Origin of the sequence: Paraburkholderia sp. Tr-20389 (genome assembly GCF_017104565.1) — a bacterium.
Lineage (GTDB): Bacteria > Pseudomonadota > Gammaproteobacteria > Burkholderiales > Burkholderiaceae > Paraburkholderia.
This window is the reverse complement of the sequence record NZ_JAAGPD010000032.1, coordinates 67,471-86,754: the sequence shown is the minus strand read 5'-3', so window position 1 is coordinate 86,754 and position 19,284 is coordinate 67,471. Positions and strand designations below refer to the sequence as shown.

The window sequence follows — 19,284 nt, the reverse complement described above, 5'->3', positions numbered from 1 at the left end:
TTCACGCTACGAGCCGAAAGCAGAAGGCACGACTCACATGATCGACAGATCCATTGCGACGCAGATTGTTGAACTGATCAAGACGGAAGGACTCGACGTCGGCGCGCATCTGCCTGCGCAGATGCTGGCCGACCGTCTGCGCGTGTCGCGCTCGCCCGTCAACGAGGCGCTTGCGCTGCTGTACGAGAAAGGCGTCGTGACGCGTGAAAAGAATCGCGGATTCTTCGTCGCGAAGCCGGTGATCGAACCGCTTGCGGATGTTGTGGACGAGTTAGGTCTGGCCGAAACCGATGTCGTGACGAGCGTGTATTTCCAGATCGCGGATGATCGTCTGAAAGGCGAATTGCCCGACGAGTTCTCCGAGCAGTTGATCCGCAATCGCTATGGTTTGACGAGCGCGCAATTGACGGCCGTGATGGGACGCATCGCGCAGGAAGGCTGGGCCGAACGCAAGCCGGGCTACGGCTGGCAGTTCTCGCCGATGCTGACCACGCCCGATAGTCTCCTGAAGTCGTATCGGCTGCGTCTCGCGCTCGAACCGGCAGCATTGCTCGAACCGGGTTACCGGCTCGAACGCAAGGTGCTGGAACGCTGCCGCGATGTCGAGAAACATCTCCTGGCGGGCGGCATCGAAACCGATACGGCAGACCAGCTGCACGATCGCGGCGTGCGGTTTCATGAGTCGCTGGTCGAAGCATCGGGCAACAGCTTTTTTATCGACACGATCAAACGGGTCAACCGCGTGCGGCGTCTGCTGTCATACCGTTCGATGCAGCATCGCGAACGTTACGTTGAACACGCGAAGCAACATCTGCATCTGCTTGAACTGCTCGAACACGAGCGCAACGAAGAAGCGTCGCAGGCGATGCGCGAACATTTGCTGCATACGCTCGACGCCCTCTCGCGCATCAGCGAGATTCTTGAACCCTGAGACCGCAGCCTGAAGCGCGGTCGCAACGAGAGCATTCATGACTATCGATCCATCCGTTGTCTCGGCGTTCACGCCGACCGGCAAGCTGCGCGCATCCATCAATCTCGGCAATCCGATTCTTGCCAACAAGCATCCTGAAACGGGCGAGCCGTTCGGCGTTTCGGTCGACCTCGCGCATGCGTTTGCCAAAAGGCTCGATGTCGAACTGGAGCTGGTGGTCTTCGATACTGCGGGCAAATCCGTGCAGGCCGTCAGCGAGGAACGCACGGACTTCGGCTTCTTTGCCGTCGATCCATTGCGCGGCGAGACGATTGCATTCACCGCGCCATATGTGTTGATCGAAGGCTTCTATCTCGTACGCGATGACTCGCCTGTAAAGACGAACGCGGATGTCGACCAGCCGCACAATCGTGTCGCTGTCGGCAAAGGCAGTGCTTACGATCTGTTTCTGACACGCGAGTTGAAGGCTGCGCAGATCGTTCGCGCGCCGTCGTCACCGGCAGTCGTGCAGACTTTCCTCGAACAGAATCTCGAAGTCGCGGCTGGCGTGAAGCAGCAACTCGAAGCGGATGCGAGCAAGACGACCGGTCTTCGTCTGCTCGATGAGCGCTTCATGGTGATCCAGCAGGCGATGGGCACGCCGAAAAGCCGTGGCCATGCGGCGGCAGCGGCGCTTCATGCGTTCGTCGAAGAGATGAAGGCTTCGGGGTTCGTCGCCGATGCGCTCGCAAGGCACGGGATCAATGGGGCGTCAGTCGCGCCGAAGGCATAGCACGGGGACTCAAAAACAGAAAAGCCCGCTTTGAAAGCGGGCTTTTTTTCGCAAGTGCCGATTAGAACTTGTGGCGAATACCCACGGTCACCGTCGCTTGCTTGTTCGAACCCGAATCGCCCGTCGCCGAACCGATCACGGCGACAGCCGCCGTGCCCGACGCGTCCTGCGTGCCCGCTGCGTGGGTGTACGCCGCCCACGCGTAGACATCGGTACGCTTGCTAAGCGAATAGTCCGCAGCAACGGCAAACTGGTTGTACTTTGCCGACGAGCTGCCGCTCGACTTCAAATAAACGTAGCCAATCTGGGTTTGCAGCGGAGCCGAGACCTGCCACACCGCGTACACGGAACCCGTGTTGTACTTTTCCGATTGCTTGAACGTCGAGCTGGCGTCCGCCGTGTATTCGGCGTAGCTGTAGTAACCGCCCACCGTCACCGAGCCGAACACATAGTTGCCGCCGATACGCGCATTGTTCACGGCTGCAGCCGTGGAATAGGCGGAGTTGACCGACGTGTTGAACAGCGAGTCCCACGTCGTGGTGCCGCGATTCGCGCCGTTGCCGTTGCTGAAGTGATAGTAACCCGCTGCTACGTTGACGGGACCGTTGCTATAGGCGGCCGCCGCTGCATAGCTCTGTCCCGAGCCCGTCGCACCAGCGACGCCGCCCAGCGAGTACATGGCTTCGAACTGCAGGCCGGACATGGACGGCGAGGTGTACTTGATCGAGTTGTTCACGCGCGCGCTGTTGTCGGCGTTGTCGATGTCGCCCGGCGAAATGAACACGCCACCGAGGTATCCGTCGCCCTGAACCGGCTGCACGAGATCCACCAGCGGATCGTACTGACGGCCGGCCGTGACCGTACCCCACGTACCGCTGCTCAGACCGACGAACGCTTGACGGCCGAACATGCGGCTACCTTGACCGAGCTTGCCGTTCACCGAGCTGAAGCCGTTTTCCAACTGGAAGACCGTCTTCAGACCGCCACCGAGATCTTCCGAGCCTTTCAAGCCCCAGCGGCTACCCGATTCGTTACCCGAAGTCATGCTGAACGACTTGCTGCCGCCATCGTTCGAAACGTACGTGAGACCCGTATCGACGATGCCGTAGAGCGTGACGCTGTTTTGCGCGTGGGCCATTCCCGTAGCTGCGAGCAATGCCGCAGAAGCCATTGCCAGTGTGATCTTCTTCATCTAATTCCTCTTTAGACTTGTGGAGAGAACTGCGGATCGAAGCCTACAGGTCTCTTCACATCGCCAAATTGGAATGTTGGTTACTGACAACGATTGGTACGCATACCAAACTTACGGATTCTTAAGCAAAGACTTTTGCAATCCGTATAGCCAGTTCCGATAGAACGTGAAGATAACAAGGAAAAACAATTCCCGAAAATTCGGGAATCTAAATGCAGAACAAAGCAAAATCAATCGAAACAAAAACAGAAGAACCTTTCCTCATCTTTCTGGCACTGCGTCGACGCGTAGAGAGACTCGTGCAACGCATTAAGAAGAGCGCGCCGCCGGCCAACGCAGCGCGCTGATCTTCGCGCATTCGCAGATACTTGATATCGAGTAAGCCGCGCCGCGCCTCGCTCGACCCGCAAAACTCAAAGCGCCGCGATACGCTCCCGAAAGCGCTCCGTTCCCGCGACGATCTTGTCGAGCACGGCGTCGAGCGCCCAGAACCGCTCGCGCACGTCATAGTCGATCACGCGGCAACGAATCGAATCGAAGGTGCCGATGCGCTGGTGGTACATCTTCGCGAGCGCCGGATAGCCGAGCGCTTCCGACACAGCCGCGACGACCAGAAACGTCGACAGCTCTTCCGCCAGAACCGGATCGTCGGCGCTACGGCTGCGCAGCCATTGATACAGATCGGGGTGGAAGTTCGTGAACACACCGTTGAAGCCTGCCGAACCCGCTTTCATCGCATCCCACGCAATTGCCGCATTCGCGTTGAGAATTTTCAGCGGCGAGCCTTGCGCCAGCGCGACACGGCGCTTCACCGTCGCAAGATCGCAGCTCACGTCCTTGAGCATCACGAAGCGACCGGTATCGATGCAGACCTTCAACTCATCATCGGTTAGCAGACGCCGATACGGTGCGGGGCATTCATACAGGCCCAGCGGGATATCCGTCGGCAGCTTCGACAACAGCCGGTTCAGATTCGATAGAAACACCTGCGAGCCTTCGCGTTTCGGGTCCAGGTGATTCGTCACCAGCACGACACCCTGCGCGCCCGACTCTGCCGCCACGCGCAATTCTTCTGCCTGCGCATCGAGATCGTCGCTGATATGACCGGATGCGACGACGGGCACGCGCCCCGCCACTTTCTCGACGACGAAGCGCGCCAGCGCGCCGCGCTCGGCGAGACTCAGAAACTGCATCTCGCTCGACTGCGCGACGGCGAACAGCGCATCCGAGCCTTTCGCCAGATACCATTCGATCAGCCGTTCGAGGCCCGCGTAGTCGATCGTGCCGTCCTCGTGGAACGGCGTCAGCATCACGGGCACGATGCCCTCGATCGGGCCGGTCATTTTCGCTTTATCGATCATTGGGTTCTCCTTGAATACATAGATCTGCACGGCACGGACGCACTCGCTCGACATCCCTCATACGGGAAGCTGCGCGGGCACACTCGACGTGTCATGCTCGGGAATAGGTTTTCTGACCAGCAGCAGGTAGGCCATCGCGCCGACGAACGCGACGCCCGCCGCCGTCAACAGCGCGGGAACGAACGACGTCGCTTGCGCGATGAAGCCCGTCACGATCGGCGCGAGCGCACCACCCAGAAAGCCGCCGAAGTTCTGCATCGCGCCGAGCGATGCGATCCGGCTGGGCGGCGCGGCCGCCGTCGCCAATGCCCACGATGCAGCGGACGCCGCATTTGCCAGAAAGATCACCACGGAAATGCACGCGATCGCGATCGTATTGCTCTGCACGAGGGCGGCGGGAATCGTGAACGCGACCATGCCGAGCATCGCGATCACGACGGCATTGCGGCGGCTCACGACGGGCGAGCTACTGCGCTTCGTGATCAGATCGGAGAACCAGCCCGCCAGCAGCGCACCGACGAAGCCGCACAGGAACGGCACGGATGCGGCGATACCCGTGCGCGAAAGGCTCATATGGCGCTCCATCGTCAGATAGCCGGGCAGCCAGGTCAGATAGACCCAGTTCAGGTACACGGAACCGAAGAAGCCGATCAGCATGCCCCACGTGGTGCCGTAAGAAAACAGCGCGCGCCATTCGGCGAATGTGAGCTTCGGCGCAGGCCCGGCCGCAGGTTCGGCATCGGCGTCCAGATACGCGCGCTCTTCGCGGCTCAGCGCCTGGCTGTCCGGGTCACGATAGAGCGCGAACCAGACGAGCGCGACCACGAGACCGAGCGAGCCCGTCACGATGAACGCCCAGCGCCAGTTGAACGAGACGATCAGCACCGACAGGCACAGCGGCGCAAGCGCGCTACCGAGCGGCGATGCCGAGTTGAAGATGCCCGTCGGCGTGCCGCGCGACTTCAGCGGAAACCAGTTGCTCACCACACGCGCCGCCGACGGAAACTGCGGCGCCTCGCCGATACCCAGCACGATACGTGCGAGTACGAAGAAGCCGAACGTCGATACGAGGCCGCCCGCGATCTGCGCGAACGACCACACGATCAGCCCTGCACCCAGCAGACGGCGCGGCCCGATCCGGTCGACGAGACCGCCCACGGGCAACTGGCATAGCGCATAGCTCCACGAGAAGGCGGACAGCAACAGTCCCATCTGCCCCAGCGAGAGACCGAGGTCTTCGCGGATCAGCTGATTCGCGACCGCGAGCGTGCCGCGGTCCAGATAGTTGACGATACCGCTGACCATCAGCAGCGCAAGTGCGATGGTTTGCGCGCGTCGAATGCGCGGTGGAGCGGTCGGGCGTTCAGAGGTCGTGTTCACGTTCGCTGTCTCCGTCTGTTGTATGAATGCTTTGGTCGTTCACTGCCTGCTGCAATGCCAATTCACCGCGCGTTCGGTACGCGAGCTTCGAAGCCCTGCATCAAACCTTGCTCACGCTGTCTTCTTCCACTTCCGCGCGATACGGAATGGACGTCTGCGCGCCTGCGCGCGTCACGCTAACGGCTGCTGCGCGTTGGGCGAAAGCAATCGACTGCTGCAACGATGCGCCGCGCGCGCGTTCGACTGCAAAGCCGCCTGCAAAGGTGTCACCTGCTGCCGTCGTATCGACGACGCGCACGGTCGGCGCGGCCATATGCCCGCTGCCCTGCGCGCCGGCCCAGATCACGCCTTGTGCACCAAGGGTCACGAGCACATTGCGCACGCCCTTGCCGAGCAACGCATCGGCGGCGAAGCGGGCGCATGGCACGCCGTTCACGGGGATGTCCGTCAGCAGCGCGGCTTCTGTTTCGTTGACGAGCAGATAGTCGATCTGTCGATACAGCGCGTCGCGCAAGGGCTGTGCCGGCGCAGGATTGAGCAGCACGGGCGTGCCGCTGCGCGCGGCGATCCCGATGGCGCGCTCGACGGCCGCGAGCGGCACTTCCAGCTGGCAGATCAGCATGTCGGCGCGCGCGATCAGGTCAGCGGCAGCATCGACATGCGCAGTGGTCAAGCAGGCATTCGCACCTGGCGCAACCACGATGGTGTTCGCGCCGTCTCTGCCCACCGTAATCGAGGCGATACCGCTCGGCTGGCCCTCGATCATATGCACGTGAGCAAGGTCGATGCGTTCGCGGTGCAGCGCGTCGCTCAGCGACCTGCCGAACGTATCGGTGCCCACACAGGCGACCATCGCGACGTTCGCGCCGAGCCGCGCCGCGGCGACGGCCTGATTCGCGCCCTTCCCGCCGTTGACAGTTTCGAAGCAGTCACCGAGCAGCGTCTCGCCTCGCGACGGCAGACGCGGCGCGTGGACGACGAGATCCATATTGGCGCTTCCAACTACGACAACGAGGGGTGCAACGGCAGATGAACTCATGTTTGACGCAATGGTTTCGATTGACGGGCGACGTTTGGCAAGCCACTCACCGTGCAAGTGTTAGCGCTTACATTTATCACATTCAGCGTGATGATGAATCGCTTCTACCCGAATATTGCAGTGCAATTTACGGCATAGACAGATTGCGAGTACCAATGTGTTAGCGCTTACATTTTCGGCCGAATTGCGCGAAAATTGCAAGTGCGATGATGCGTGCCGAGGGTAAACGCGCAGCTTCCTCGCCCGGATCGCGCTTCAGGAGACGCGACGACGATTCACGCCGCATCGCCCTGTAAGATGGCGGCGGCACACGCCTCGCGCAGCAGTTCATCCACGACGAACACAACGACCATGAGCAGTTCACACTCGCCCGCAGCATCCGACACGCCCGCCGTCCGCACGCGCCGCAAGAGCGGGCGTGCGGTTCTCGGCGACGTGGCGCGGCTCGCGGGCGTGTCGACGGCCACCGTATCGCGGGTCTACAACGAGCCGGACAAGGTCTCGCCGAGCGTGCGCGAACGCGTGCTGCAGGCTGCGACCACACTCAACTGGATTCCGAATGCAGCGGGCCGCGCGCTCGCATCGACGCGCACGCACATCGCCGGCGCGATCATCCCGACACTCGACGATCAGGTCTTCGCATCGCAAGTCGCCGGCATGCAGGCGGTGTTCGCCGAGCGTGGCATCACGCTGTTCCTCGGCTGCTCGAACTACGATCCGGAGCAGGCGTTGACCCAGGTGCGGGCGATGCTTGCGCGCGGCGTCGAAGTGATCGCGATCGTCGGCGAAGCGCATCCGCCGGAACTCTTCGATGCGCTCAAACAAGCTCGCGTGCCGTATGCGATCACTTACGCGTATCGCGAGGGCAGTCCGCATCACTGCATCGGCTTCGACAATCGCGCGGCGTTCGTTGAGATCGCCGAGCATCTGCTCGAACTGGGGCATCGCACGTTTGCCGCCGTGATTCAACCGGCGCGCGACAACGATCGCGTTCAGGCGCGTATCGCAGGCATCCGGGAAGCGTTGGAGCGGCATGGGATCGCGGTGCGCCCTTCCCATCTGCATGAGGGGCCGGCGACGATCGCGTTCGGGCGCGAGAGTTTGCGCGCGATCTGGCAGGGTGCGGACGAACGCCCTACTGCGATTATTTGCGGCAACGATCAATTGGCGATCGGCGTGCTTCTGGAAGCTGCCGAACTGGGAATCAAGGTGCCGCAGCAGTTATCGGTGACGGGTTTCGACGATGTCGCCATCGCGCAGCAGATTCATCCGTCGCTCACGACGGTGCGTGTCGATACCGCGGAGATCGGCCGGCGCGCGGCGCATTATCTGCTCGATGTGCTCGATGGGAAGGCAAACGCGGAGTCGGGCGTCGTGCAACCGGTGTTGATGGTCAGGGAATCGACGGCGGTATCGCGGAGCGCGCATCACGGCGGCTGATCCAATACCCCACGCGACACGGCGCAGCGCCCGCACGCGAAGACGCGCTACACGTCGAAGTACATAGGCTCGAGCGACAGCGTTATACCGTGCGCGGAGACCTGTCGTGCTCCATCAGTTCCCCAGAACTGCAGCTCACCGCGTTGACCGACCACGATGACTTCACGGGCCCCGCCTTCCAGATAGGCCCTGACTCTGAGCGCGATGTCCTGGGGCATGCTTCGGTCAAGGAGCACTTCGACGCACAGATCCGGTACAAACGGGACAGGCCCATCCCTGTCGATTCCTTCCCACTTCTCCGGCGGCATCCAGACGACGTCCGGCACGCGGATGCCGAACGAACGGGTCGTGACCGCAACCGACATCGCGGCAACGTGACCGATCTGCTCGGCAATCTGACAGTAGATGTCGGTCATGACGATCTGCCGTCGAGCGGAAGGATGGGGGTGCGGCACGGCTTCGCCATGCGCGTCGAGTTCAGAGCACTCCAGCCCACCTGATTCGGCGCCAGAGTTGATCCGACACCACGTCGCAACAAGTCCGTCCTGCGCAAGGAGAGTCGACACGAGGGAGAGCCTCCGTAGGGAAGTTGCGTAAGCGTATACCCTTTCTCCTCGATTTAACAATTTGCTTTGCTGTGCACCGCACAAGATACCTGCGCTGGGCACAGTAAATCTGCTCGTTCGCGTCAGTTGCATGGGCGCGCAATCCCCTTCACCACGGTGAAGGGCGGAAAAAAGTTGATAGTTTTCTTTAAGTCATTGTGCGTCGCGTAAAAAAATCTGGAACGGGAGACCTCGCATAGCGTCATATGAATGACGATCGACGAGACCACACTCTGCGCAGGATTTATGAAAATGTTAGCGTGTGAGGTGGACGGCCGAGACACGCAGCGCAACCGGCCCGCATGAAGAGCCATGATTTCGCGGCTACAGGAATTGATATGGAACTGGATCTGGAGACATTCCAACAACTGCGTCGCCTAGCCCCGGTGTTAGACGACATACTCAACGCGAGAGAAGTCGAGCACCCCGATCAGGCCGTCAATCTCGCGGACCTCGCACAACTGTGCTCTCAGCTGTTCGACGCGTATCACTGCCTGCATCCCGATGAGATTGCACGCGCTCGTCTCGACGCGCTCGCGGCGCAATGAAAAATTCGGGTCTCCTGCCTGCCTTGCCCGGCTCGTCAGCGACGCGCGGGCATGACCTGCAATAGCGGTTCCGGCGTCACCGCGATCTCCCCCGTGAAGGGCCGATCGTGGGCGAGGATCAGCAGCATGGTTGGTTGCAAGCGCCGCCGAAAACAGACCAACAGCAACGGCTCGCTCTGGGCTTTCTGTGGCAGAACGGCAGACATCACGACGACCGATCGCAACGCCTCGGCTTCCGAGTCGACTGCGACATGGGCACGCGACGTGTCGTTGCATACCTGCGCCGCAGTGAACGAGATGGCATGGAGTCCGGCGCGCAGTCTGTGCACAAATGAGCCGCGCATCTTTTCCGCCACATGCATTGCGTCATAAGCATTGACGCATCAATGTCACGAACTTCTCCGTTATCGCGGGCAACGTCCTGCCCTTCTTCTTGACGATCGCGATCGACCGCACGAACGCCGGATGGTCGATCTTCTTCACGACGAGCCCCGCTTCCGCTCGCACCTCGCGCGCGGTCTCGGGCAGGATGGTCACGCCCAGGCCCGCACGCACCATCGCGACGGCCGTCATCATATACGTGGGTTCGCAAGCGATATCCAGCGGCTCGCCCGATTCACTGAGCGCCGCATCCACGACCGCTCGCACGCTCGTGCCCGGCGCGGTCAGCACGAGCGGCACCCGAGCCAGCTCGCTCAGACCGATGCGCCGCTTTCTCGCCAGCGGATGCGCCTGCGGACACACGACGACGAGCCGGTCCACACCCGTTTGCAGAACTTCGAGCAGCGGATCGAGCACCTCGCCGCCCGTGAGACCGATGTCCGCTTCCTCGTTGCGCACGAGCGCATTGACGGTACTCGCGACGACATCGCGAATCTGGAAGACGACGCGCGGCACCTCGCGCTTCATATCGATGATCAACTCCGGCAACACGCTCGCCGCGAACGTCGGCAAGCACGCGACGCGCACGGTCCCGCTCTCCCCTTCGCCTAGCGCACGCGCATCGCGCAATACGGTTTCCATGTCCTGCAGCGACTTGCGCAGCAGCGGCAGCAGCTCACGGCCGGTCGCCGTCAACGCGACGTTACGGCTGTTGCGGTCGAACAGACGCGCGCCGACCGCTTCTTCCAGCCGGCGTATCTGCACGGTGAGCGCCGGCTGCGACAGATGCAGGCGCTCGGCCGCGCGCGTGAAGCTGCCAGCCTCGGCCACGGCAACCAGCGCGCGGATATCGCGAAGATTTAGATCCATTATGGTTCGTAATAGCTACGATCAAATCATTTCAATTGTGTTATCGCCGCCTCGAACTTACGCTTGACCTCACTACAAATCAAGATTCGGAGACACGTTCATGTTGCCGTTGCTCGGCCTCGCCACCATCGTCATCCTGCTCGGCGCGATACTCTCGAAGCGCATGTCGCCGCTCGTCGCGCTCATCATCGTTCCGATCGCGGCGTCGCTGATCGGCGGATTCGGCTTGCAGACCAGCAAGTTCGTGATCGACGGACTGAAGAGCCTGGCGCCCGTCGTGGGCATGTTCGTGTTCGCGATTCTCTACTTCGGCACGATCACCGACGCAGGCACGCTCGACCCCATCATCGACCGCATCCTGCGCGCGGTCGGCACGAAGCCCACGCGCATCGTGATGGGCACGACGCTGCTTGCGCTTCTGATCCATCTCGACGGCTCCGGCGCAGTCTGCTTCCTCGTCACGATCCCCGCGATGCTGCCGCTCTACGAACGTCTGCAGATGGACAAGCGCGTGCTCGCAGCAGCCGTGTCGATGGCGGCGGGCATCAACTTCCTGCCGTGGACGGGGCCGATGATCCGAGCGTCCGCGTCGCTGCATCTGCCCATTTCAGCGCTTTTCAATCCGCTGATTCCCGTGCAGGCGATCGGTCTCGCGTTCGTGTTCGGCATGGCGTGGTGGCTCGGCCGGCGCGAGGAAAGGCGTCTCGGCTATTCGAGCGCGAACGGCTCCATTCCGATGCCCGAACGCAAGCTCACGCCGGAAGAACAAGCGCTGCGCCGTCCGCAGAACTTCTGGTTCAACATCGTTCTGACGATCGTGGTGCTGGGCACGATGGTCGCGATGGGCGAGAAGATCCCGCCCGCGATCATGTTCATGGTCGGCCTGTGCATCGCGCTGATGGTCAACTACCCGAATGTCGACATGCAGAGAAAGCGCATCGATGCGCACGCGCGCGCCGCGTTGATGATGGCGGGCATTCTGCTCGCGGCAGGCGTCTTCACCGGCGTCATGCAGGGCAGCGGCATGTTGAAGGCAATGGCGCAGGCGGCCGTCGGTTTCGTGCCGCCCTCGATGGCCTCGCACATCCCCGTTGCGCTCGGCATCCTGTCGATGCCGCTCTCGATGCTCTTCGATCCCGACTCGTTCTATTTCGGCGTGCTGCCGGTGATCGCGGAAGTGGCGTCGCAACTTGGCGTGCCGGCCGTGCACGTCGGTCAGGCCGCGCTGCTCGGTCAGATGACCACCGGCTTTCCCGTGAGCCCGCTGACGCCCGCGACGTTTCTCGTCGTCGGTTTGTGCGGGATCGATCTCGCGGACCATCAGAAGTTTACGTTTCCGCTCCTGTTCGGCGCATCGATCGTGATGACGATCGCGTGTGTCGTGCTGGGCGTGTTTTCGCTTTGATCGAGTTTGGGTGACGTCATGAAAGACCACATCAGGATAGGCGCAGGCGCGGGCTACTCGGGCGACCGCATCGAACCGGCCGTCGAACTCGCGGAACACGGCGCGCTCGACTATCTCGTGTTCGAATGTCTTGCCGAGCGCACGATTGCCATTGCGCAGCAGGCGCGCCGCCGCGATCCGTCGCAAGGCTTCGACCCGTTGCTCGAAGCACGCATGCGCGCGGTATTGCCCGTCGCCGCGAAGAACCGCGTGCGCATCATCTCGAACATGGGCGCGGCGAATCCGGGCGCTGCCGCGCGGAAGACGGCACAGATCGCGCGCGAACTCGGCTTGCGCAGTCTCAAGATCGCAGCCGTGACCGGCGACGACGTGCTCGACGTCGCGCTGCGATCGCCTCTGCGCTTCGAGGAATCGGGCGATGACGTCAGCGCCTATGCCGACCGGATCGTATCGGCGAATGCGTATCTCGGCGCGGCGCCCATCGTCGCCGCGCTGGCGGCGGGCGCGGACGTCGTGCTGACTGGACGCGTCGCGGATCCGTCGCTGTTCACGGCGCCGCTCATCCACGAATTCGGCTGGAAGATGGATGACTGGCGCACGCTCGGGCAGGCCACCGTGGTCGGCCATCTGCTCGAATGCGCGGGACAGGTGACGGGCGGCTACTTCGCGGACCCGGGCTTCAAGGACGTGCCGGATCTCGCGCGTCTCGGCTTTCCTGTTGGCGAAGTCGATGCAAGCGGCAACATCGTGATCGGCAAAGTGCCGCACGCGGGCGGTTGCGTGACCGAGGCAACGTGCAAGGAGCAACTGCTGTATGAGATTCACGATCCCGCGCGCTATTACCAGCCGGATGTCGTCGCAGACTTCACGCAGGTGCGGGTCGCGCAGGAAGCCAAGGATCGCGTGCGCGTGACGGGCGGGCGCGGCACGGCGCGCACCGGGACGCTCAAGGTGTCCGTTGCTTATATCGACGGCTATATCGGCGAAGGGCAGATTTCCTACGGCGGGCCGGGCGCAGTCGCGCGGGCGCGGCTGGCGCTCGACATCGTGCGCGAGCGCCTCGCGATAACAGGTGTGAGCACGAGCGAATTGCGCTTCGATCTGATCGGCGTGAATGCGCTTTACGGCGACAGCCTCGCTGCAAGCCATGACGAGCCGTACGAAGTTCGCGTGCGCGTCGCGGGCCGCGCATCGAGCGCCGCGGAAGCGACGCGCATCGGCAACGAGGTCGAAACGCTCTACACCAACGGACCAGCGGGCGGCGGCGGTGTGACGAAAGCGGTCCGCGAAGTCCTCGCGGTGCAGTCCGTTCTGCTGCCGCGTGAACGGGTCAATCCCGTCTTCGAAATCGTGGAGGCAAGCGATGAAACTGCGTGAACTCGCACACGGCCGCACTGGCGACAAAGGCAACACGCTCAACGTTTCCGTGATCTGCTTCGACGCGAAGCATTACGCGCATCTGCGCGACACCCTGACGCCCGAGCGTGTCAGGGCTCACCTCGCCGATGTCGTGAAAGGCGATGTCGTCCGTTATGAACTGCCGCTTCTGGGCGCATTCAATTTTGTGCTCGGGCATGCGCTCGGAGGAGGTGTCACGCGCTCGCTTGCGCTCGATGCACACGGCAAGTCGATCAGCACGGCGCTTCTCGATATCGACGTCGCGGAGCCTGCCGATACTTGAGATTCTGGCGCGGGCGTGAGCCGACCTCGAAACGGTATCTAGATGCGATAGAGCAGGCACGCGTTGTCGTGAAAGAGCGCGAGCCGTTCTTCGCGCGTGCGTTCGGCGACCATCGCCTTGAAGCCGCTGAAGAGATCGTCGAGCGTCACCACGAGACTGTCGACGGGAAAGTTGCTCGCGAAAAGACAGCGCGCCACACCGAAGCAGGCGATCGCGTCGCGCACGACACGACCGTTGCGCTCGACGCTCCATGCCGCGCCCTGCTCGCCGATGCCCGAAATCTTGAGCCACACGTTGGGATGACGCGCCAGCGCATCGAGCGCACGACGCCATGCGGTCAGCGCTTCGTCGCTGCGATCGGCGGGGAGCCCCGTGTGATTCACGACGATCATGGTTCGCGGGAAGTCGCGCGCCAGTTCCGCCGCTTCCTCGAAATGCCACCACGGCGCCTGAAGTTCGAACATCAGGCCGCTTGCCCCGAGCAGCGCGTAGCCTCGCCGCCAGCGTTCGCAACGCATCGAGCCGGGAGCGCTGAAATCGCGGCGATGCGCGCCGCGCGGCACGGTGGCGGGCTTATGCCGCACGCTGCGCACGAGCGGCAGGTCGCGATACGCGGCGAGTACATCGGCGGCGTCGTCGCGGTCCAGCCATATCTGCGCGGCCATCGCGCTGGGCAGACCGGTACGCTGATGCAAATCCGTCGCCCAGCGCGCTTCGCCTGTGGGATCGCGCGGGTCCCACTCGCCTTCCATCATCACCGTCTTGACGATACGATGAGCGGCCGCCCGCGCGAAATAATCGTCGGGCAGGAAGTCGCGGCAGATATTCCCGTAGTCGCCGTATCGAAACGGAATGCGCGGCTCGTCGCACAGCCAGGGATGATAGTTGCGCTTCAGATCCCAGAAGTGATGATGCGCATCGACGATGGGCAGGTCTGCGTCATCGCCGCTGGTGAGGAAGCGCTGGCGCAACGCCTCGATATGCTCGCGCATCATGGCGTCAGCCCAGACGGTCCTGCGCCATTCGCACGGCGATATCGAACGCCTTCTGCGTCGCGCCCACGTCGGCCTTCCCCTGGCCGTGGATATCGAACGCGGTGCCATGCGCGGGCGTGGTGATCGGCACGGGCAGACCGCCGTGAACGGTCACGCCGCGCCAGAAGCCCATCAGCTTCATCGCGATCTGGCCTTGATCGTGATACATCGTGACCACGCCGTCGAATGCTTTCTGATCACGCGCGCGCACGAAGATCGTATCGGCGGGGAACGGGCCCTGTGCGTCGTGACCGAGCGAACGCGCGAGGTCGACGGCGGGCGCGATCACGTCCAGCTCCTCGCGGCCGAACGCGCCGTTGTCGCCGTTGTGCGGATTGAAACCGCACACCGCGATGCGCGGCGCGGCGATGCCCGCGCGTTTCAGACCATCGTCGATCAGCTTGATCGCGCCGACGATGCGCTGCGCCGACAGGCGCGCGCTCACGTCCTTCAGCGCCATGTGCGACGTCACGCGCGAGGTCCACAGTTCGTCCAGCACGTTGAATTCGCAGAACGCGCCGCTGTAATCGAGCTGGCGCGCAAACCATTCCATCTCGTCGCTCGTTTCCATGCCCGCCAGGTGCAGCGAGGTCTTGTTGACGGGGGCGAACATCATCGCGTGAGTGCGCATGTCCCGCGTCAGGCGCAAGGCCTTCCTGAAGGCTTCGAGGCTGTAACGGCCGCCGCGCTCCGTCGACACGGCGCGTTCATAGGGCGCGTCGTCGGCGAGGCGGAAATCGATCAGCGACGGCACGTCGGTATCGCGCTTCGCATCGGCTTCGTTCTCGACCACGGTGTAATCGAAGCGCTGTTGCGCGATCTCCATGCCTTTATCGAGTTCGCGTCTGTCGCCGATGATGAGCAGATTGGCGCAGGCGCGGTTTTCGGGCCGCGCGAGCAGACGCGCGATGAGTTCGGGACCGATGCCGGCAGGATCGCCGAGCAGGACTGCAATACGGGGTTTCATCGTAGTTTTGCCTTTCAGTTGTCAGCGCGTGTGGCGCAGATCGATCGCCAGCGAGCCGAAGATATACACCAGCGCACATGCGCTGTAAAAATGCAGCACCGCATCGAACGAGCCGGTGCGTTGGAGAATGAAGCCTGTAATGAGCGGAATCGAAATGCCGCCGACGCTGCCCGCACAATTCATGCACGCGCCGAGCAGGCCCACGCGCCCGGGGCTCGCGAGCAGCGACGGCAAGCTCCAGTACAGGCTGCCCCACAGCAGCACGAACGCTGCCGCGCACAACACCGCGATGGCCGTCACAGGCGATGAAATACCCGGCAGCATGGCGAACACCGCAAGCGTCGCGAGACCCGACACCGCGATCATCCCCTTCACGACCCTGCCGCGCGCGACGCCCCAGGAGCACAACGCATCGCATAGAAAGCCGCCCGTCAGCGAGCCACATGCGCCCGCCAGGAAAATGAAGAACGTGGCCGCGCCGATCTGCGCCAGGCTCAAGCCTCGCGCCTGTGTCAGATAGGTCGGGCCCCAGGTCAACAGGCCGAAGAAGATCATCGCCCAGGCCATGCGGCCCGCGCACATCGCCACCGTCGAGCGCAGCGGCAAGGGCGCATCCTGCGTGTGCGCGCTCGCCTGAACGGCTGCGCTGGCCTGCGCGGGTGCGCCATCGCGGATATGATCCAGCTCCGCCGCGTTGACGCCCGGATGCTTCGCGGGGTCGTCGCGGAGATAGCGCCACGCCAGCCATCCGCACGCGATGGTCGCGAGACCGGCGACGACGAACGCCGTGCGCCACGAGCCGAACATCAGAATCAGGTTGGAGATCGCGAGCCCGCCGATCGCCGCGCCGAGCGGCGAGCCCGCATCCATCAGCACCGCGCCGCGTGCCCGTTCCTTCTTCGAGAGCCATAACGCATTGAGCTTGCTGCCGGCGGGAAACAACGGCGCTTCGGCGGCGCCCAGCCCGATGCGCATGCAGAGCATCGAGAGGCCGCCCGTCGCCGCGCCCATCAGCGTCTGAAAGATGCCCCACAGCAGCGTCGCGCCCGCGACTACCTTGCGCGCCCCGAAGCGGTCGATCAGCCAGCCGCCCGGAATCTGCAGCAGCGCATACGACCAGAAGAAGCTGGAGAGGATAAGGCCCTGCATCGCGGGCGAAAGTGCGAACTCTTTCGCGATGGTGGGCATCGCGATCGACAACGAAATGCGATCCACCAGGTTGATCAGCGTGATGAGGAAAACCACACCGAAGATGCGCCAGCGCACGCTGGTTGCGCGCTCAGCCGTTGCCGCATCGCGCGTCGCCACGCGGGTCTCCATCCTGCTCTGCATGTCCGTCTCCTGTTGTGCCTCACGGGCTGCATTGGCCCTGCCGTCACGCGGCTCATTCGATGATGTCGAAGTCCTTCAGATGCTGGTCCGAAAGCGTGATACCCAGCCCCGGCGTCTCGTCGGACAGTTGCAGATAGCCGTTCTCCGGCTGCGGTTCGCCGTCGAAGATGTAATAGAAAAGCTCGTTGCCGACTTCGACGTCGAACACCGGAAAGAACTCCGACATCGGACTGGCGGTCGAGGCCATCGTGAGGTGATAGTTGTGCATCTGCCCCGCATGCGGAATGACGGGCACGGACCACGCCTCCGCCATCGCATTGATCTTGCGCGCCGCCGTGATGCCGCCGACACGATTGGTGTCGTACTGGATGACGTCCACCGCGCGCCGTTCGAGCAGGTCCTTGAAACCGTACACGGTGAACTCGTGCTCGCCGCCCGAAATGGGCAGGACGTTCATCTTCTTGAGCTCCTGATAGCCTTCCACGTCGTCGCCGATCACCGGCTCTTCCAGCCAGCGCGGATTGAATTCGGCTAGGCGCGGCAGCATGCGGCGCGCGTATTCGAGCGTCCAGCCCATGTAGCATTCAAGCATGATGTCCACCTCGTCGCCCACCAGTTCGCGCAGCAGGCGCACCTGTTCGAGGTTCTTCGCCATGCCCTTCGGGCCGTCCTTCGGGCCGTAGCCGAAGCGCATCTTCATGGCAGTGAAGCCCTGGTCGAGATAGCCTTGCGCTTCTCCGAGAAAGGCATCGCGATCGTCGTTGTTGTAGAGCTTCGACGCATAGCACCAGATCTTCTCTTTCGTGCGCCCGCCGAGCAGCTTGAACACGGGCTTCTTCACCGCCTTGCCCATGATGTCCCAGATGGCGATGTCCATCGCCGAGATGGCCGCCATACCGATGCCCTTGCGGCCCCATGCCAGCGTGCGGCGATACATCTTCTGCCACAGGTATTCGTAATCGAACGGGTCCTCGCCGATTGCGATGGGCGCGAGATATTCGTCGACGATCTGCTTGGCCACACGCGGCGCGAGCGCGCAATTGCCGATGCCCACGGTGCCGTCGTCGCATTCGATTTCCACCACCAGCCAGCCGTGAAAGCGAAACGAGCCCATCGCGTCGCCGCGTTCGAAGAGGATGTCGACGGCATTCGTGCAGAAGTGCGATTGCGGCGGAACGACCTTGCCCTTCCATTCGAAAACGCGTGCGCGGACGTGCTTGATCTTCATCTGGGTTGTCTCCGTTCAATCGGGTTGCGCCACACACATCGAGGGTTTGCGCGGCTATTTCGGGTAGCGCTAGTGTGCGAAACTCCGCGATAACTGACTATTGAATTATTTGCATCAGCCTATTTCTCGCGGTTATCACTCAAGAAGATCACGCCAACAGATGATTGCGCCCTCCTCGACCATCCGGAAACGACTTCGTCTGCGCCATCTGCAACTGATGCACGCGCTCTCCGAAACCCGATCGCTGCGCAGCGCCGCCGACGAACTGGCCATGACACAGCCGGCCGCCACCAAGGCGCTGAAGGAACTGGAGGACACCATCGGCGTATTGCTGTTCGTGCGGCATGCGCGCGGCATGGAGCCGACTGTCTATGGCGAGGCGGTGATGCGCTATGCGCGGGTGATGTTCGAGGACCTCGACGAGCTTCGCGAGGAACTGGCCGCCATCGAGGCAGGCGATATCGGCAAGGTGCGCATCGGCGCGGTGATGGCGCCCGCGCCGGACCTGCTGACACGCGTGATCGTGCAGTTGAAGGAGGCACATCCGCGCCTGCAGATCAGCGTGCAGATCGATACCAGCGACGTGCTCGTGCAGGCCTTGCAGCAGGACCAGCTCGATATCGTGGTCGGGCGCATACCGTATGGCTTTCCGGCGCTGGACCTGAGCTTCGAGACCTTATCGGAAGAGGCGCTTTCCATCGTCGCGCGGCCGGATCATCCGGCGCTGGCGATCGAGGGTCGGCCCAGACTGGCGGAAGTCGCGAAGTTTGCCTGGATCATGCAGCCGCATCCGAGCCCGATGCGCGAAATCATCGACCAGACATTCAGGGAATCGCGCGTGGCACCGCCTGCGAGCACCGTGGAGACCTCGTCGATTCTCACGACACTCTCGCTGCTGCGGGACTCGGACATGCTGGCCGTGCTGCCATCGTCCGTGGCGGATTACTACGAGGCGCTCGGCACGATCGCCTCGCTCGGCACGGCCTTACGTGGCCGCCTCGCCCCTTATGGACTGATCCTGCGCAAGAACCGGCGCATCAGTCCGGCAACACAGCTGGTGATCGAGGCGATTCGCGCCGCTTGAAAAGGGACGCCGCCTTCTGTCACGAAGGCGGCCT

At 62.8% G+C, this 19,284-nt stretch carries 20 protein-coding genes; 9 read left to right on the top strand and 11 right to left on the bottom strand.

Features of this window, described 5'->3' with window-relative positions; translation table 11 throughout:
- Positions 1 to 37 precede the first annotated feature (37 nt).
- Both G3N95_RS26765 and G3N95_RS26760 read left to right on the top strand, forming a co-directional pair.
- Positions 38 to 931 carry a GntR family transcriptional regulator gene (locus tag G3N95_RS26765; RefSeq protein ID WP_205973089.1) on the top strand — a complete coding sequence of 298 codons (894 nt, stop codon included), beginning with the start codon at positions 38 to 40 and terminating at the stop codon, positions 929 to 931.
- Between the two features lie 37 nt (positions 932 to 968).
- Positions 969 to 1,703, top strand: coding sequence for an ABC transporter substrate-binding protein (locus G3N95_RS26760; protein WP_205973088.1), 735 nt, complete (start codon positions 969 to 971; stop codon positions 1,701 to 1,703).
- A gap of 61 nt (positions 1,704 to 1,764) precedes the next feature.
- Here G3N95_RS26760 and G3N95_RS26755 read toward each other — a convergent pair whose 3' ends face one another.
- Positions 1,765 to 2,895 carry a porin gene (locus G3N95_RS26755; RefSeq protein WP_205973087.1) on the bottom strand — a complete coding sequence of 377 codons (1,131 nt, stop codon included), beginning with the start codon at positions 2,893 to 2,895 and terminating at the stop codon, positions 1,765 to 1,767.
- Between the two features lie 212 nt (positions 2,896 to 3,107).
- On the opposite strand from G3N95_RS26755, the gene G3N95_RS40910 reads away from it, so the two are divergent.
- Entirely contained in the window at positions 3,108 to 3,242 is a 135-nt protein-coding gene (locus tag G3N95_RS40910) for a hypothetical protein (RefSeq protein WP_277398039.1), read from the top strand.
- A gap of 66 nt (positions 3,243 to 3,308) precedes the next feature.
- On the opposite strand, the gene G3N95_RS26750 is transcribed toward G3N95_RS40910, so the two are convergent.
- From G3N95_RS26750 to rbsK, 3 genes are all read right to left on the bottom strand, one after another.
- Entirely contained in the window at positions 3,309 to 4,256 is a 948-nt protein-coding gene (locus G3N95_RS26750; protein WP_205973086.1) for a dihydrodipicolinate synthase family protein, read from the bottom strand.
- A gap of 57 nt (positions 4,257 to 4,313) precedes the next feature.
- Positions 4,314 to 5,636, bottom strand: coding sequence for an MFS transporter (locus G3N95_RS26745; protein ID WP_205973085.1), 1,323 nt, complete (start codon positions 5,634 to 5,636; stop codon positions 4,314 to 4,316).
- A gap of 100 nt (positions 5,637 to 5,736) precedes the next feature.
- On the bottom strand, positions 5,737 to 6,675 hold the full coding sequence (rbsK, locus tag G3N95_RS26740) for a ribokinase (protein WP_205973084.1): 939 nt from the start codon (positions 6,673 to 6,675) through the stop codon (positions 5,737 to 5,739).
- Between the two features lie 351 nt (positions 6,676 to 7,026).
- Between rbsK and G3N95_RS26735 the strand changes: the two genes are divergently transcribed.
- The gene (locus G3N95_RS26735; protein ID WP_205973083.1) at positions 7,027 to 8,115 is read left to right on the top strand and encodes a LacI family DNA-binding transcriptional regulator; all 1,089 of its coding nucleotides are present in this window, start codon (positions 7,027 to 7,029) and stop codon (positions 8,113 to 8,115) included.
- A gap of 47 nt (positions 8,116 to 8,162) precedes the next feature.
- On the opposite strand, the gene G3N95_RS41065 is transcribed toward G3N95_RS26735, so the two are convergent.
- Positions 8,163 to 8,570, bottom strand: a complete 408-nt coding sequence (locus tag G3N95_RS41065; RefSeq protein WP_346778415.1) for a Uma2 family endonuclease — start codon at positions 8,568 to 8,570, stop codon at positions 8,163 to 8,165.
- Between the two features lie 488 nt (positions 8,571 to 9,058).
- On the opposite strand from G3N95_RS41065, the gene G3N95_RS26725 reads away from it, so the two are divergent.
- A complete protein-coding gene (locus G3N95_RS26725) occupies positions 9,059 to 9,268 on the top strand; it encodes a hypothetical protein (protein WP_205973081.1) in 210 nt (69 codons plus the stop codon).
- Between the two features lie 35 nt (positions 9,269 to 9,303).
- On the opposite strand, the gene G3N95_RS26720 is transcribed toward G3N95_RS26725, so the two are convergent.
- Entirely contained in the window at positions 9,304 to 9,630 is a 327-nt protein-coding gene (locus tag G3N95_RS26720; protein WP_205973080.1) for a hypothetical protein, read from the bottom strand.
- Positions 9,631 to 9,634: 4 nt separating this feature from the next.
- Entirely contained in the window at positions 9,635 to 10,519 is an 885-nt protein-coding gene (locus G3N95_RS26715; protein ID WP_205973079.1) for a LysR family transcriptional regulator, read from the bottom strand.
- A 100-nt stretch (positions 10,520 to 10,619) separates the two neighbouring features.
- Here G3N95_RS26715 and G3N95_RS26710 point away from each other — a divergent pair, with 100 nt between their 5' ends.
- From G3N95_RS26710 to G3N95_RS26700, 3 genes are read left to right on the top strand one after another with little or no spacing between them, the layout of a single operon-like run.
- Positions 10,620 to 11,924: a citrate:proton symporter gene (locus tag G3N95_RS26710; RefSeq protein WP_205973078.1), complete on the top strand. Its 1,305-nt coding sequence runs from the start codon at positions 10,620 to 10,622 to the stop codon at positions 11,922 to 11,924.
- Between the two features lie 18 nt (positions 11,925 to 11,942).
- Positions 11,943 to 13,301: an acyclic terpene utilization AtuA family protein gene (locus G3N95_RS26705; RefSeq protein WP_205973077.1), complete on the top strand. Its 1,359-nt coding sequence runs from the start codon at positions 11,943 to 11,945 to the stop codon at positions 13,299 to 13,301.
- Positions 13,288 to 13,605: a hypothetical protein gene (locus G3N95_RS26700; protein WP_205973076.1), complete on the top strand. Its 318-nt coding sequence runs from the start codon at positions 13,288 to 13,290 to the stop codon at positions 13,603 to 13,605. The genes G3N95_RS26705 and G3N95_RS26700 overlap by 14 nt, the downstream gene beginning before the upstream one ends.
- 38 nt (positions 13,606 to 13,643) lie before the next feature.
- Here G3N95_RS26700 and G3N95_RS26695 read toward each other — a convergent pair whose 3' ends face one another.
- The 4 genes from G3N95_RS26695 to G3N95_RS26680 are packed head-to-tail and all read right to left on the bottom strand — an operon-like array spanning position 13,644 to position 18,166.
- Positions 13,644 to 14,600 (bottom strand): amidohydrolase family protein, encoded by a 957-nt coding sequence (locus G3N95_RS26695; RefSeq protein WP_205973075.1) that lies wholly within the window; start codon positions 14,598 to 14,600, stop codon positions 13,644 to 13,646.
- Between the two features lie 4 nt (positions 14,601 to 14,604).
- The gene (locus G3N95_RS26690) at positions 14,605 to 15,606 is read right to left on the bottom strand and encodes a 4-hydroxythreonine-4-phosphate dehydrogenase PdxA (RefSeq protein WP_205973074.1); all 1,002 of its coding nucleotides are present in this window, start codon (positions 15,604 to 15,606) and stop codon (positions 14,605 to 14,607) included.
- A gap of 21 nt (positions 15,607 to 15,627) precedes the next feature.
- Complete coding sequence (locus G3N95_RS26685) at positions 15,628 to 16,938, bottom strand: MFS transporter (protein ID WP_241018963.1); 1,311 nt, start codon at positions 16,936 to 16,938, stop codon at positions 15,628 to 15,630.
- A gap of 52 nt (positions 16,939 to 16,990) precedes the next feature.
- Positions 16,991 to 18,166, bottom strand: a complete 1,176-nt coding sequence (locus tag G3N95_RS26680) for an L-rhamnonate dehydratase (protein ID WP_205973073.1) — start codon at positions 18,164 to 18,166, stop codon at positions 16,991 to 16,993.
- Positions 18,167 to 18,326: 160 nt separating this feature from the next.
- Here G3N95_RS26680 and G3N95_RS26675 point away from each other — a divergent pair, with 160 nt between their 5' ends.
- Positions 18,327 to 19,250 (top strand): LysR family transcriptional regulator, encoded by a 924-nt coding sequence (locus G3N95_RS26675; protein ID WP_205973072.1) that lies wholly within the window; start codon positions 18,327 to 18,329, stop codon positions 19,248 to 19,250.
- The last annotated feature ends 34 nt before the right edge of the window (positions 19,251 to 19,284 follow it).

Bases quoted from the DNA above. Each gene is read 5' to 3' on its own strand.
- G3N95_RS26765 (WP_205973089.1), top strand. From the start codon at position 38: ATGATCGACAGATCCATTGCGACGCAGATTGTTGAACTGATCAAGACG.
- G3N95_RS26760 (WP_205973088.1), top strand. From the start codon at position 969: ATGACTATCGATCCATCCGTTGTCTCGGCGTTCACGCCGACCGGCAAG.
- G3N95_RS26755 (WP_205973087.1), bottom strand. From the start codon at position 2,895: ATGAAGAAGATCACACTGGCAATGGCTTCTGCGGCATTGCTCGCAGCT.
- G3N95_RS40910 (WP_277398039.1), top strand. From the start codon at position 3,108: ATGCAGAACAAAGCAAAATCAATCGAAACAAAAACAGAAGAACCTTTC.
- G3N95_RS26750 (WP_205973086.1), bottom strand. From the start codon at position 4,256: ATGATCGATAAAGCGAAAATGACCGGCCCGATCGAGGGCATCGTGCCC.
- rbsK (WP_205973084.1), bottom strand. From the start codon at position 6,675: ATGAGTTCATCTGCCGTTGCACCCCTCGTTGTCGTAGTTGGAAGCGCC.
- G3N95_RS26735 (WP_205973083.1), top strand. From the start codon at position 7,027: ATGAGCAGTTCACACTCGCCCGCAGCATCCGACACGCCCGCCGTCCGC.
- G3N95_RS26725 (WP_205973081.1), top strand. From the start codon at position 9,059: ATGGAACTGGATCTGGAGACATTCCAACAACTGCGTCGCCTAGCCCCG.
- G3N95_RS26720 (WP_205973080.1), bottom strand. From the start codon at position 9,630: ATGCATGTGGCGGAAAAGATGCGCGGCTCATTTGTGCACAGACTGCGC.
- G3N95_RS26715 (WP_205973079.1), bottom strand. From the start codon at position 10,519: ATGGATCTAAATCTTCGCGATATCCGCGCGCTGGTTGCCGTGGCCGAG.
- G3N95_RS26710 (WP_205973078.1), top strand. From the start codon at position 10,620: ATGTTGCCGTTGCTCGGCCTCGCCACCATCGTCATCCTGCTCGGCGCG.
- G3N95_RS26705 (WP_205973077.1), top strand. From the start codon at position 11,943: ATGAAAGACCACATCAGGATAGGCGCAGGCGCGGGCTACTCGGGCGAC.
- G3N95_RS26700 (WP_205973076.1), top strand. From the start codon at position 13,288: ATGAAACTGCGTGAACTCGCACACGGCCGCACTGGCGACAAAGGCAAC.
- G3N95_RS26695 (WP_205973075.1), bottom strand. From the start codon at position 14,600: ATGATGCGCGAGCATATCGAGGCGTTGCGCCAGCGCTTCCTCACCAGC.
- G3N95_RS26690 (WP_205973074.1), bottom strand. From the start codon at position 15,606: ATGAAACCCCGTATTGCAGTCCTGCTCGGCGATCCTGCCGGCATCGGT.
- G3N95_RS26685 (WP_241018963.1), bottom strand. From the start codon at position 16,938: ATGCAGAGCAGGATGGAGACCCGCGTGGCGACGCGCGATGCGGCAACG.
- G3N95_RS26680 (WP_205973073.1), bottom strand. From the start codon at position 18,166: ATGAAGATCAAGCACGTCCGCGCACGCGTTTTCGAATGGAAGGGCAAG.
- G3N95_RS26675 (WP_205973072.1), top strand. From the start codon at position 18,327: ATGATTGCGCCCTCCTCGACCATCCGGAAACGACTTCGTCTGCGCCAT.